We start from the raw sequence: 12,990 nt of genomic DNA on the forward strand, positions 1-12,990 counted from the left end.
GAGGTACAGATCCGGTCCGACGATTTCGAGATGGTCGGACAAATGCAGGGTGACGGGATGCGCCCTGGCCTCGTAGCCATCGAAATAGGCGCCACCCGCCGTCGGAGGGGCCGTCACGGCGCGCGGCCCGCATGATCGGGCTCGCGCATCAGAGCCCTGCCTCCAAGGCACTCCCGACACCCATTGCATCGCTCAGCCCCTCGTCCAGGGCGCCGGCCGCGCGATGTCTCGATGCCGTGATTCCCTCCAGAACGTCCCCGTTCTCGATCGCGGTCGTTTCGGCGACCGCGCGCCAGAGTCGGACCTGAAGAACCCTCACGTAGAGCAGGTTCAGGAGAAAGGCCCCTGCCAGGTAGGCGAGGACGAGAAGCGCCAGGGTGATCGATTGCGTCGGCGTATAGCCGCCCACCTGAGTCAACGCGGGTCGGACCACCGATGTGATCACCAGGAGAAGACCGACAAAGCCCGCGAAGGCGAGCGCGTACCAGCCGTAGGCTGCATAAATCGTGCGCGCCCTGAGCCTCGACTCCAAACGACATTCATCGAGCCGCACCGCGTTCAGGAACGCCTTGAGTTCCTTCGCCCGGTAGAATGGACCGAGCAAGATCGCCAGCAACAAGCAGATCAACACGGTCGCCAGCAGAATCGCGGCCGAGAAAGCGACGTTGGTTTCGAGGTAATCTTCGTTGATCGTCAACTTGCCGGGAGGGCCGGCGAGATCGGGCACGAAGAGATCGCCCGGGATGGTGAAATCCGCCGCGATCAGAAATGCGATCGCCGCCACGATGACGGGGGTTATGGAGAACAGGTGAAAGATCAGCCACGGCTTGACCAGGACTCGTCCCTCGATCGTTGACCTCATCCGGCTCGTGCCGACCAACGTATGAGTGATGCGATAACGCTCGAGGCTCGCGCGCATGAATGGGTAGGCCAAGCCGAATGTCGCCAGGGACAGCATCGTCCACCCGACCGACTTGCTCATATAGACGAGCGCCGAGCCGTCCTGGCTCAGACGTATGCCGCGCCACGAGGTGCGCGATGTCCGGTAACGACGCCCGCGGTACTTCGCGTATTGAACAAGGGGATACAGGACGACGACGAGCAGGAGCGTGCTGAAGTCCGCGATTTCCGGAAACGAGAGCGCGGCGATCCAGATTGCAAGGTAGATCGGGAGGACGAACCCCGTCGCGATCAGAAATCCAAGGAATAATTCCCTGCCGCGCCCGGTATATTGCGCGGGACTTCCAGCAATCAGGGTGCGAGACCAGAAGAATCGCCGCAGTTCAGTCATGTACCAGAATCGGTACACGCCGAGCGTAACCATCGACACGAGCGCACCACGAACAACGATCCGGTCGAGACCTACAAGGTCGCGATCGAACCGAACGGGTGTTCTGTGCACCGCGAGAGCGTCTTCAGTATCAGTATACTTAGCCATATCAACGTCGTCCGTAGAGCCGTCGCGATATGCTTAAGCTCCGTAGGGCGATCTGGCTATAGTCCCGCGTGCACCGAGCGCGTATTATCACGGTCCGGTTGTAATTCGGCTGATTTTTCGGAGGGTCGAAACGCGAGGCGCCGACCTGACAGGATCAGGCCGGCGCCATTGAAACGGTGCTCGAAACCATGTCTCGGGCCGGGCCGCCGAGCGGTCACGCCGGCGGTCTCCCTAGCAACACCGGAATCCGTTCCGATTCCCCACCCCGAAGCGGGCGTTCTCGCGGTTGCGGAAGAACTCGCGCTCGCTCATGGGCTCCTGGTCCGCGTGGGTGCGGCGGATGTGGCTGGCATAGGCCTCGTAGTCGCCCTGCCCCACCATCAGGCGGGCGCCGTCGCAGACGCATTTCGAGAAGGTCTTGAGACGGTCCCGCAATTCCGTCGACGACAGCGCCATGGGGTCTACTCCGCGGCGACCGCGGCGGGGCCGCCGCTTTCCAGGGCGGTCCAGCGGTCGGCGCGATAGGCCTTCACGCAGGCCTTGATGCCGAACACGCCGATCGCCACCACGAGCCCGACGAACATCACCGCGAGGGCCGCGTCGATCCGGTCGTTGAAGACGATCTTGTGCATGTCGGCCATGTTCTTGGCCGGCGCCAGCACCTTGCCCTCGGCGATCGCCGCCGAGAACCGATCGGCATGCGAGAGGAAGCCGATCTTTGGGTCGGCCGAGAAGATCTTCTGCCAGCCGGCGGTGAGGGTGCAGATGCACAGCCACACGGTGGGGATGATCGTGACGAACGCATACCGCTCGCGCTTCATCTTGAAGATCACCACGGTGGCGAGCGTCAGGGCGACGGCGGCCAGCATCTGGTTCGAGATGCCGAACAGCGGCCACAGGGTGTAGATGCCGCCGAGGGGATCGGTGACGCCCTGGTAGAGGAAGTAGCCCCAGGCGCCGACGCAGAGGGCGGTGGCCAGGATGCTGGGCGCCCAGGCCGTGGTGTCCTTAAACGTCGGCGAGACCAGCCCGAGCAGGTCCTGCAGCATGAAGCGGCCCGCCCGCGTGCCCGCATCGACGGCCGTCAGGATGAACAGCGCCTCGAACAGGATGGCGAAGTGGTACCAGAACGCCATCATCGTCTTGCCGCCGATGGCCGAGGAGATGATGTGGGCCATGCCGACCGCGAGGGTCGGGGCGCCGCCGGCGCGGGAGATGATCGAGTGCTCGCCGACGTCGACGGCGGTCTGGGCGATCTCGGCGGCCGTGATCGTGAAGGCGGGGTCGAGCTTCGTCACCGCGGCCGCCGCGCTCTCAGGCGTGGTGCCGACGAGGCCGGCCGGCGAGTTCATGGTGAAGTAGATCCCCGGCTCGATGACGCTGGCCGAGACCAGGGCCATCACGGCCACGAAGCTCTCCATGAGCATGCCGCCGTAGCCGATGAAGCGGGCATCCGACTCACGGTCGATGAGCTTGGGGCTGGTGCCGGACGAGATCAGGGCGTGGAAGCCCGACACCGCGCCGCACGCGATGGTGATGAACAGGAACGGAAACAGCGTTCCGGCCCAGACCGGCCCGCTGCCGTCGACGAACTTCGTCACCGCCGGCATCTTCATGTGCGGGGCGACGTAGACGATGCCCAGCGCCAGGCCGACGATGGTGCCGATCTTGAGGAAGGTCGAGAGGTAGTCGCGCGGCGCGAGCAGGAGCCAGACCGGAAGGATCGAGGCGACGAAGCCGTAGCCGATCAGCATCCAGCACAGCTGCGTGCCGGTGAAGGTGAAGAACGGACCCCAGTACGGATCGGCCGCGACGTTGCCGCCGTAGACGATGGCGAGCATCAGCAGCACGAAGCCGATGATGGAGACCTCGCCGACCTTGCCGGGGCGGATGTAGCGGGCATAGAGCCCCATCAGCATGGCGATCGGGATCGTCGCCGCGACGGTGAAGGTGCCCCAGGGGCTCTCGGCCAGGGCTTTGACGACGATCATCGCCAGGACGGCGAGCAGGATCACCATGATCATGAAGGTGCCGAACAGCGCGATCACGCCCGGGATGGTCCCGAGCTCGGCGCGGATCAGCTCACCGAGCGAGCGGCCGTCCCGGCGCATCGAGATGAACAGGATCATGAAGTCTTGCACGGCACCCGCGAGCACGACGCCGGCCAGAATCCAGAGCAGGCCCGGCAGGTAGCCCATCTGCGCGGCGAGGACGGGGCCGACCAGGGGCCCGGCGCCCGCGATGGCGGCGAAGTGGTGCCCGAACAGCACGTTGCGGTTGGTGGGCACGTAATCGAGCCCGTCGTTGTGAACGTGGGCCGGGGTCTGGCGCCTGTCGTCCAGGCGCATGACCTTCGTGGAGATGAAGAGCGAGTAGTAGCGGTAGGCGATCAGGTAGGTGCAGACCGCCGCCACGACGATCCAGAGGGCGTTGACCGTCTCGCCCCGGGTGGTGGCTACGATGGCGAGGGCGGCGGCGCCCAACGCTCCAACGAGGGCCCAGGGCCCGTGCTTGGTGATCGCACTCATCGACGTCTCGCTCCCGCGACCTGTCCTTGCTGGCAGATCGTCAAGCCCCCTTGTTACGCAATTTCGCAGCGAGGGCCAGACATCTCGCGCAATCCGCGAACATCATTTGCCAAGTGTCACCGTTTGTGAAGTGTCACCGTTTGTGAAGGGTCACCATTTGTGAAGGGTCACCGCCCCGGCCGCCGCCGCGGCGTCAGTCGACGACGATCACCCGGTTCGGAAGAAGATCGAGGCCGCCGTCACGGTCGGGCAGTTCGGCGGCGAGGATGGCCCCGACCCGTTCGACGGCGGCGACGAGGCCGGCCTCCATCTCGCCCCGGCGCAGGGCCGCCAGGAGCGTCGCGATGGCCGCTTCCCAGGCGGCGGCCGGCACCCGCGCGGCGACGCCGGCATCGGCCACGATCTCGGCATGGCCCTCGGCGCAGGCGAGATAGATCAGGACGCCCGTGCGCTCCGGCGTGCGGGACAGACCGCGCGAGCAGAACTCGCGCCGGGCCGCCTCGTGCGCCCGGGCCCGCCGGATCGCGCGCGGCACCAGCCCCATCCGCATTCGCGGATGCAGGCCGGCCGCCAGGGCGGCCAGGACGATGCAGGCCTGGGCGAGGGCGATGGAGACGGCACTCCACGGCGTCAGCAGGATCAGCGGCCAGGGTGCGAGGAGGCCGCAGGCCAGGGCGAAGGCCAGGGGCGCCGAGCGGTACGATCCCGCGCGGGCCGCGACCAGGACGACGATCTCGCCCGAGGTCGCCCCCTCGGCGCGCCGGACCGCCTCGGCGATCCGCGCACGCGCGGCCGGGCTCAGGATCGGCTCACCAGTCACCCGAGGCTCCTCCGCCACCCGACGAGCCGCCGCCACCGGAGAACCCGCCGCCATCGCCGAACCCACCCGAGACCCCGCCGCTCCATCCGCCGGAGGACGGGCCGGGCAGGATCACAAATCCGCCGCCGCCGCGCCGCCCGCGATTCATCCGGTAGGCGAGGAACAGGATCACCAGGAAGATGACGATGAACACGATCACCTGGCCCGGATCGGCCTCGTCGCGGCGGATCTCGGCCTTGCGGTGCCAGGTCTCGGCGTCGCCCGACAGGATCGCCAGCACGGCATCGACGCCGGCGTTCAGGCCACCGGCATAGTCCCCGGCCTTGAAGCGCGGGGTGATCGCCGTGGTGATGATCACCTTCGACAGGGCGTCCGTCAGGGCGCCCTCGAGGCCGTAGCCGACCTCGATGCGGACCTTGCGGTCGCTCGGCGCCACGAGCAGCAGGGCGCCGTTGTCGTCCTTCTTCCGGCCGAGCGCCCAGTGCCGGAACAGCCGGTTGGCATAATCCTCCACCGTGAGACCCTGGAGGTCCGGCACCGTGGCGACGACGACCTGATCGGAGGTCCTGTCCTCGTAGGCCTTGAGCTTCGATTCGAGGCCGGCCCGGTCCTCCGGCTTGAGGATGCCGGCCGCGTCGACGACGCGTCCGGTCAGTGCGGGAAAGGACGGATCGGCGGCGAGTGCCAGCCCCGCCTGCACCACGAGCGCGAGCCCGAGCAGGAGGGCACGCAATCCCCGGCCCGGGATCACCGGCATGGACGTCTAAAACTTCACGTTCGGCGGGCGCTCGGAATTCGGCATCGCCGTGAAGGTCTCCATCGGCTTGGCCTCGGGGTAGAACCATGCGGCGATCCAGCGGCCCGGAAGGGTGCGGACCTCGGTGTTGTAGGCCTGGACCGCGCCGATGTAGTCGCGGCGCGCCACGGCGATCCGGTTCTCGGTGCCTTCGAGCTGCGATTGCAGGGCGAGGAAGTTCTGGTTCGACTTGAGGTCGGGGTAGCGCTCCACGGTCACCAGCAGGCGCCCGAGGGCGCCCGAGAGCTGGTTCTGCGCGTCCTGGAACTCCTTGAACTTCTGCGGGTCGCTCACCGTCGAGGCATCGACCTTGACGCTGGAGGCCTTGGCCCGCGCCTCGGTGACGCCGATCAGGACGTCCTTCTCCTGCTGGGCGTAGCCCTTCACCGTCTCGACGAGGTTCGGGATCAGGTCGGCCCGGCGCTGGTACTGGTTCTGCACCTCGCTCCAGGAGGATTTGGCGCTCTCCTCCAGGGTCGGCACGCGGTTGATGGCACCGCATCCCGTCAGGGTGGTGGCGAGCGCCAGGGCGACGAACGCCGCGCGGACCCGGCCGAAAACGGACGGCCCGGCGTGGATGGCGGCGCCTGGATGCATGGACGGAACTCCTGAGGGCAACGATGGCTCGGGACGGTCCTGAGCTCGACCCGGGTGGAGATCGAGGCGGGCTTGACCGTACCCTGCGACAGATAGGTACGGCCGCAGGCACGGGAAGGGTTCCGCGCCGAGGAAAGGCCCGGACGGATATCCCTATTGCGGGATTCGGCGGCGCCATCGCGGCGCCTGAACGACCGGGCCTCGAATGACCGTCAGTTGAATGGCCGCGCGGTTGACAAGGCGGGGAGGTTCGGTGCGCTGTGCCGGGCATGGACGGAACACCACACGCCCCGGCCGCGAAACCGAGGGTTTCCATCACCTACTGCACGCAGTGCCAGTGGCTCCTGCGTGCGGCCTGGATGGCCCAGGAACTGCTCTCCACGTTTCGGGACGACCTCGGCGAAGTCGCGCTGGTTCCCGGCACGGGCGGCGTGTTCGTCATCGCCTGTGAGGGCGACATCCTGTGGGACCGGTCCCGCGACGGCGGGTTTCCCGACGTGAAGGCCCTCAAGCAGCGGGTGCGCGACCGGATCAGCCCGGCGCGCGACCTCGGCCATCTCGACCGCCCATGAGCGCGTCCGGACCGCAGGACGGCGGCACGGAGGCGGCCGGGAAGACGCCGCTCGGGCAATTCCGGCGGCGGTCGCGGCGACTCGGCCGTTTCCTCCCGGCCCTCTGGCGCGGGGATGTCTCGACGCAGGTCTACCTCGTCGCCCTGGTCGTCGCCCTGATCGGGCCGGGCCTCCTGTTCACCGCGATCCTGCTCGTGCGCTACGCCGGCACCGAGCGGGCGCGGTTCGAGCAGGACGCGCGGGAGAACGTGCGCGGCATCGCCCTCTCGGTGGACCGGGATACGGCGGGTCTCGTCTCCGTGCTCCAGACCCTGGCGACCTCGCCGCGCCTGAAGGATGCCGAGTTCGCGAATTTCGACACCCAGGCCCGCCTCGTGCGTGATGCCGTCGGGCTCGACCTCCTCCTGCGGCGTCCCGACGGGCAGCAGCTCGTCAATACGGCGGTCCCGCCCGGCGCGCCGCTGCCGAAGGGCGGCCTGCCGTTCGACCGTGAGATCGCGGCCGGCACCCAGCGCGCCATGGTGTCGGGTCTCCTGCACGGGGCGAGCCCGAACGCGGCGACCTACGCCATCGCGGTGCCGGTGTCCGTCGAGGGCGACATCGCCTACATCCTCAGCTTCAGCGCGCCGGTGGCCCGCCTGCAGGCCCTCGTCGCCCGGGAGAGCGTCGCCGGGTGGATGACGGGCATCTCGGACCGGGACGGCGTCGTGATGGCCCGCATCCCCGATCCGGCCGCCATCGTGGGACGTCCGCGCCTGGGGACCCTGCGTCAGAAGCAGACGGATACCGCGGGGGTCTGGGAGGGCAAGGATCGCCAGATGCGGCCCGTCACCGTCGTCGAGGCGCGGGCCCGGCTGACCGGATGGACGGTGGGCGCCGTGATCCCGCAATCCCTCGTGGACGCGCGGCTGCACGGCTGGATCTGGGCGTTCTGCGGCTTCGGGCTTCTGGTCCTGGCCACCTCGTCGATCCTGGCCCTGAGCCTGTGGTCGCGGGTGGCGCGGCCCCTCCGGCGCCTCGCCGCGACGGGCCCCGCCCTGGCGCGCGGCGAGGCGATCCCGCGCATCACCTCGCCGATCAACGAGATCCGCCGCCTCGGCGAGGTCCTGGCCGACGCCTCCATCCGCCTGCGGACCCGCAGCGCCGAGCGCGACCGGGCCCTCGCCGAGACCGAGCGCGGCCTCAGCGCCCTGCGCGAGAGCGAGGCGCGGTTCCGCCACATGGCCGATTCGGCCCCGGCCCTGATCTGGATGACCGACGAGACGGCCGAGATCAGTTTCGCCAACATGCATTTCGAACATCTGTTCGGCGAGGCGGCCCACACCCTGGCCGGGGACGGCTGGCACAGGATCATCCATCCCGACGATCTTCCCGCCTTCTCGAGCCTGTTCCGCGAGGCGTTCGACGCCCGTGAGCCGTTCCGTGGCGAGGTCCGGGTCGTCGACCGGACCGGCCGGGTCCGCTGGCTCCGCTGCGAGGGCGTGCCGCGCCAGGACGATACCGGGGCGTTCCTCGGCTACACCGGCTGCAACGTCGACATCACCGACGCCAAGCGCGCCGAGGAGCACCTGCTTCTCCTCATCCACGAACTCAACCACCGGGTGAAGAACACCCTCGCCACCGTGCAATCCATCGCCGGCCAGTCCCTGCGCCGCCTGGAGGGCGACGAGGCCGCGTCCGCCCGGGCCGCCTTCGAGGCCCGCCTCCTCGCCCTGGCGCGGGTCCACGACGTCCTCACCCGCGAGAGCTGGGAGGGGGCCGAACTCGGGACCGTGGTGGCCGACGCCATCGCACCCCTCGACGCGGATGACGGCCAGGGCTCACGCTTCGGCGTCACCGGGCCCCCCTTGCGCCTGCCGCCGCGCTTCGCCCTCTCCATCGCCATGGCGCTGCACGAGCTCGGCACCAACGCGGTGAAGTACGGCGCCCTGTCCCGCGAAGGCGGCCGCGTCGCCATCACCTGGTCGGTGGCACGGGACCCGGACGTCCACCTCCGCCTGCGCTGGAGCGAGAGCGGGGGGCCGCCCGTGGTCCCGCCGACCCGGACCGGGTTCGGCTCGCGCCTGATCGAGCGCAGCCTCGCCCGCGATCTGGCCGGCGACGTGCAACTTCTGTTCGAGGAAAGCGGCGTGGTCTGCGTCATTTCGGCACCGGTTCCGCCCCCCACCCTCCTGGAGCGAAGGGCCGGTCTGACGGATCTTCCGTTGCCGGGCCGGCACGAAGCCGGAGCGTAGCACCGCCAAAGCTGTGCCTCGACCATCATCACGCGCTCTACCGCAGCGCATCATTCTGTTTTCGTAAGAATATTGCACAGCACCCGACACAACTTCTAGGCACAAACCGTGATGCCTGCGAACGAGAAAAGTCGGTACAAAGGTATTACGCCCATTAAGTGAGTCTTAATCGGGCGAATCTATCACTGACGCCTTGCCAACAGGACGTCCCTCGATGCTCGGTCTTCCCCTGACACGGTTCTCGAAGAACCGCCCCGTCGCCGAATCGACGCCAGAAGCCACACCTCTCGCTGAAGACATCCGTCTGACCCGTGCCGTCGAACGCTTGATGGCGACCCAGGACCTCGGCGCCGTCGATCTGCCCGACGGCCCCTTGAAGACCGCCCTCGGCCGTCTCCAGGCGGATGCCGACCGCACGACGCTCCGGGCGCTCGGCAGCACCGCCCGCGTGGCGCGGGAAGCCTCGGAGGCCGCGACCAACACCGGATGGATGACCTACGACGTCGGTGAGGTCGCCCGCGCGACCCAGACCATCGCGGGCGCCACGGAAGAGATGGCCGCCTCCATCGCCGAGGTCGCTCAGACGTCCGATACGGTGGTGAAGGTCGCCGAGGACGCCCTGTCCGCCATGCAGAGCTGCATCGCCGATGGCGGCCAGGCCCGCGGCGCCATGCAGGAGATCGAGGGACGCACGATCCAGATCGCTGACCGCGTGGTGGTGCTCGAGCGCGCCATCGCGCAGATCGAGGTGATGGCCACCGCCATCGCGGCAATCTCGAGCCAGACCAATCTCCTGGCGCTGAACGCGACCATCGAGGCCGCGCGGGCGGGCGAAGCCGGGCGCGGCTTCTCCGTCGTCGCCGCGGAGGTGAAATCCCTGTCCGCCCAGACCGCCAAATCGACGGGGGAAATCCGCTCGCTCCTTACCACCCTGACCGTCGAGATGGGGTCCATCGCCCAGGCGGTGAGCGAGAGCCGCAGCGCCGTGGCCGCCGGCCGGACCATCGTCGACGGCCTCGAGACCCGGGTCTCGCAGGCCAACGATCGCATCGGCGAGGCGAGCGAACTCAACCGGGCCATCGCGCACATGCTCGGCCAGCAGCGCCAGGCGACGGCGGAGATCTCCACCAGCGTCCAGAACATCGCCGGCAAGGCTTCGAAGACCCACGAGGAGATCGAGCAGATCACCAAGCGCCTGGTCAAGGCCGAAGCCCTCGGCCAGAAGGCCCTCGACACGGGCGCGCGCACCCTTCCGGCCTACGCCCTCGTGCGCCTGCCGGCCGATATCGGCGCCTGGAAGCGCAAGCTCGCCCGCGTCCTCGTCGGTTTGGCCGAGCCGGACCGCGGCCTCGCCAGATTGCCGTGGAACGACGGACTCAGCCTCGCCGGGCTCCTGCGCGCCGGCCCCCTCGCCACCCATCCCGCCCTGCCGGATCTCCTCAAGGCCGAAGCCAAGGCCTTTGAGGAGGCCGAGCGCATGATCACGGCCCTCGCGGCGCAGAACTGGGACGTGGGGACCCCGGCCTATCGCAGCGCCACGGACGCCATGAAGACGATGCTCGACACCGCCCGGATCATGCTCGGCGAGTCCGCCGCCGCCTGATCTCGAAGGCGCGGCGGCGGCGGCGCCGACCGGACAGGCGATCAGCGCAGGGTGTCGCGCTGCGCCATCGCCGTCGCGGACCGCGACTTCTGCATCACGCCATCGATCTGCTCGCGCTGCCGGGTGAATTCCGCCAGCATCCGCCCGTCGAGTTCACGGCCGCGCGGAACCCGGATCTTCATCGGATCGACGAAGTGGCCGTTGATGACCACCTCGTAATGGAGGTGGGCGCCCGTCGACAGGCCGGTGGAGCCGACGTAGCCGATCACCTGGCCCTGCCGCACCTTCGCCCCGGCCGTCATCCCGCGGGCGAAACGCGACATGTGATTGTAGGTGGTCACGTAGCCGTTGATGTGCTGGATCTCGATCCGGCGGCCGTATCCGGAATCCCAATCCGCCTTGATCAGGGTGCCGTTGCCCGCCGCGACGATGGGCGTCCCGATGGGATTGGCCCAGTCGACGCCCGTATGGAGCTTGGCATAGCCGAGGACGGGATGGCGCCGGTAGCCGAAGCCGGACCGCATGATGCCGTCGGCGATGGGCTTGCGGATGAGAAACTTCTTGAGGGAGCGGCCCTGCTCGTCGAGGTAATCGATGGTGCCGTCGTCGGGGGACTGAAAGCGGTAGACCTTGCGCGATTCACCGCCGAGGTTGAGCGCGGCGTAGAGCAGTTCCGGCCGCTCGGAGGCCGTCTGCCCCGCATCCTCGTCGAAGGTATAGAACACGTCGAGGGCGTCGCCGGGTGAGATCCGACGCTGGAAATCGACGTCGTAGCCGAAGATCCGCACGAGATCCTCGACGGTGGTGCGCGGCAGCTCGTGCCGGGCCGCGGTTTCCTGGAGGCTCTGGTAGAGCCGGGGACCCGAGCCGCCGTCCTCCTCCTCGTCCTCTCCCGACGATTCGACCTTGGCCGCAACCTTGGGCGAGGGCGCGCCCTCCGTCGGGGGCGCCACGGAGACGAAACCGCCGCGATCGTTGATGGCCGCGATGGCCTCGATGCCGCCCTCGCCGTAGAGGATGAGCCGCGTCACCTGCCTCGGGTCGCCGGGCTTGGGGCCGGGCGCGATCTGGAGCCGGAATTGCTGGCCCTCGGTGAGTTCGCCGATCCGCCCGCGTCCGCCGAGGGCCGCGACGATCCCGCGGATCTGGTCCTCGCTGGCCTGCCCGGTGCCCCGCAGCACGGCCTCGAGGCCCTCGCCGCGCTTGAGCGCGAGGTCGCGCTCGTCGACGAGGGGGGCGTCGCCGGCCCGCAGGCCGACTTTGGCGAGCCGCGTCACGTTCTCGGGCACCACGAGGACGTCGATGGACTGGAACGGGCTGGGACCGCCGACGGGCTGGGCCGGTTCGAAATCCGAAGCCCCCCCGCCGTGCTGAAGGGTGCGCGACAGCATGATCTGCGGTGCCACCGGCACGGCGCTGCGCCGGCCGGCCTCCGCCGTGAGCCTGCGTTCCTCCTCGACCTGCGCGGCGACATCATCGTCCGTCAGGGCGGGCGCACCGGCCTCGACGGCGAGGCCGGCGAGGTCCTGCTTCACGACGGAGACCTCGCCGCCCGGGCCCTCGGCGATACCGGGGTCCGGTGCGCGCTCCAACGGCTCGTCGGAGGTGAACTTCATCGGATCGAAGCGCGGCATCTCGGCGGCGAACACCCCCGTGGTCATGGACAGGGCGGTGGAGACGCGGACGAAGGGCCGGACCTTGATGATCTCCCGGTCGGCCAGGCGTACGGTGACGGGCGCGCGAAAACTCTGCTTGGCCGAGGCGATCATCAGGTTTCGCACGAGGCGGTCGCCCTTGCGGGCCAGGGCGATCTCGTCGTCGCTCGGCGCCGGGCGGACGACCACCGCGGCTCGCTCGGGGATTGCGGCGAACGAGATGTCGCTCTGGAACGACACGTGGATCGCGGCACCGATGAGGCCGGCCCCGGTCAGGCCCGTCAGGGTACTGGCGCAGAGCCAGCGCAGGTTGACCTCGCGGCGATCGATGCGCGGCGCGTCGGGTCCGAGGAGGTCGAGGGGCGGTTCGATCCCATTGTGGAACCGCGGCACGGGGCGCCCGTCCTGAGTCTGGGCCGGATGGCCGATCTTGAGACGACCGCGCTTCACGAAAGAACCCTTGCGAGAGAACCTTTGGCATCACCGGCGAGCGGGATCGAAAAGGCCCCTCCCCCACCGGATCTAGGATGTCGAAGGTCAGCATGTCGAGAGTGAGGCGACGGCAGCGTGCCGACCAGACGCGCCATGGGATGGAGCAGACAGCAGAAAGCCCCCGACCGTTTCGGGTCGGGGGCTTTCTGGTGTTGGTTTTTTGGTTGCGGGGACAGGATTTGAACCTGTGACCTTCAGGTTATGAGCCTGACGAGCTACCGGGCTGCTCCACCCCGCGCCAGGGTGTTTTGCCGT

General features: G+C 68.6%; 10 protein-coding genes and 1 tRNA gene. 3 read left to right on the plus strand and 8 right to left on the minus strand.

What is annotated here, in order from left to right; all coding sequences use genetic code 11:
• Window positions 1–148 precede the first annotated feature (148 nt).
• From MKK49_RS04210 to MKK49_RS04235, 6 genes are all read right to left on the minus strand, one after another.
• Complete coding sequence (locus MKK49_RS04210; protein ID WP_244026802.1) at window positions 149–1,438, minus strand: DUF898 family protein; 1,290 nt, start codon at window positions 1,436–1,438, stop codon at window positions 149–151.
• A 231-nt stretch (window positions 1,439–1,669) separates the two neighbouring features.
• Window positions 1,670–1,894, minus strand: coding sequence for a YbdD/YjiX family protein (locus MKK49_RS04215; RefSeq protein WP_244026803.1), 225 nt, complete (start codon window positions 1,892–1,894; stop codon window positions 1,670–1,672).
• Between the two features lie 5 nt (window positions 1,895–1,899).
• Window positions 1,900–3,966: a carbon starvation CstA family protein gene (locus MKK49_RS04220; RefSeq protein ID WP_244026804.1), complete on the minus strand. Its 2,067-nt coding sequence runs from the start codon at window positions 3,964–3,966 to the stop codon at window positions 1,900–1,902.
• Window positions 3,967–4,159: 193 nt separating this feature from the next.
• A complete protein-coding gene (locus MKK49_RS04225) occupies window positions 4,160–4,786 on the minus strand; it encodes a TPM domain-containing protein (protein WP_244026805.1) in 627 nt (208 codons plus the stop codon).
• On the minus strand, window positions 4,776–5,543 hold the full coding sequence (locus MKK49_RS04230) for a TPM domain-containing protein (protein WP_244026806.1): 768 nt from the start codon (window positions 5,541–5,543) through the stop codon (window positions 4,776–4,778). Before MKK49_RS04230 ends, MKK49_RS04225 begins: the two co-directional genes overlap by 11 nt.
• A gap of 6 nt (window positions 5,544–5,549) precedes the next feature.
• On the minus strand, window positions 5,550–6,179 hold the full coding sequence (locus MKK49_RS04235) for a LemA family protein (protein WP_244026807.1): 630 nt from the start codon (window positions 6,177–6,179) through the stop codon (window positions 5,550–5,552).
• A 269-nt stretch (window positions 6,180–6,448) separates the two neighbouring features.
• Between MKK49_RS04235 and MKK49_RS04240 the strand changes: the two genes are divergently transcribed.
• From MKK49_RS04240 to MKK49_RS04250, 3 genes are all read left to right on the plus strand, one after another.
• Window positions 6,449–6,751 carry a SelT/SelW/SelH family protein gene (locus tag MKK49_RS04240; protein WP_244026808.1) on the plus strand — a complete coding sequence of 101 codons (303 nt, stop codon included), beginning with the start codon at window positions 6,449–6,451 and terminating at the stop codon, window positions 6,749–6,751.
• The gene (locus MKK49_RS04245; protein ID WP_244026809.1) at window positions 6,748–8,985 is read left to right on the plus strand and encodes a sensor histidine kinase; all 2,238 of its coding nucleotides are present in this window, start codon (window positions 6,748–6,750) and stop codon (window positions 8,983–8,985) included. The genes MKK49_RS04240 and MKK49_RS04245 overlap by 4 nt, the downstream gene beginning before the upstream one ends.
• A 214-nt stretch (window positions 8,986–9,199) precedes the next feature.
• Window positions 9,200–10,588: a methyl-accepting chemotaxis protein gene (locus MKK49_RS04250; RefSeq protein ID WP_244026810.1), complete on the plus strand. Its 1,389-nt coding sequence runs from the start codon at window positions 9,200–9,202 to the stop codon at window positions 10,586–10,588.
• Window positions 10,589–10,629: 41 nt separating this feature from the next.
• Here MKK49_RS04250 and MKK49_RS04255 read toward each other — a convergent pair whose 3' ends face one another.
• Together MKK49_RS04255 and MKK49_RS04260 are read right to left on the minus strand one after the other, a co-directional pair.
• Window positions 10,630–12,693: a M23 family metallopeptidase gene (locus MKK49_RS04255; RefSeq protein ID WP_409565016.1), complete on the minus strand. Its 2,064-nt coding sequence runs from the start codon at window positions 12,691–12,693 to the stop codon at window positions 10,630–10,632.
• Between the two features lie 203 nt (window positions 12,694–12,896).
• A tRNA-Met gene (locus MKK49_RS04260) sits at window positions 12,897–12,973 on the minus strand.
• Between the last annotated feature and the right edge of the window lie 17 nt (window positions 12,974–12,990).

It is taken from the genome of Methylobacterium sp. J-090 (assembly GCF_022829345.1).
Taxonomy (GTDB): domain Bacteria; phylum Pseudomonadota; class Alphaproteobacteria; order Rhizobiales; family Beijerinckiaceae; genus Methylobacterium.

Bases quoted from the DNA above. Each gene is read 5' to 3' on its own strand.
- MKK49_RS04210 (WP_244026802.1), bottom strand. From the start codon at position 1,438: ATGGCTAAGTATACTGATACTGAAGACGCTCTCGCGGTGCACAGAACA.
- MKK49_RS04215 (WP_244026803.1), bottom strand. From the start codon at position 1,894: ATGGCGCTGTCGTCGACGGAATTGCGGGACCGTCTCAAGACCTTCTCG.
- MKK49_RS04220 (WP_244026804.1), bottom strand. From the start codon at position 3,966: ATGAGTGCGATCACCAAGCACGGGCCCTGGGCCCTCGTTGGAGCGTTG.
- MKK49_RS04230 (WP_244026806.1), bottom strand. From the start codon at position 5,543: ATGCCGGTGATCCCGGGCCGGGGATTGCGTGCCCTCCTGCTCGGGCTC.
- MKK49_RS04235 (WP_244026807.1), bottom strand. From the start codon at position 6,179: ATGCATCCAGGCGCCGCCATCCACGCCGGGCCGTCCGTTTTCGGCCGG.
- MKK49_RS04240 (WP_244026808.1), top strand. From the start codon at position 6,449: ATGGACGGAACACCACACGCCCCGGCCGCGAAACCGAGGGTTTCCATC.
- MKK49_RS04245 (WP_244026809.1), top strand. From the start codon at position 6,748: ATGAGCGCGTCCGGACCGCAGGACGGCGGCACGGAGGCGGCCGGGAAG.
- MKK49_RS04250 (WP_244026810.1), top strand. From the start codon at position 9,200: ATGCTCGGTCTTCCCCTGACACGGTTCTCGAAGAACCGCCCCGTCGCC.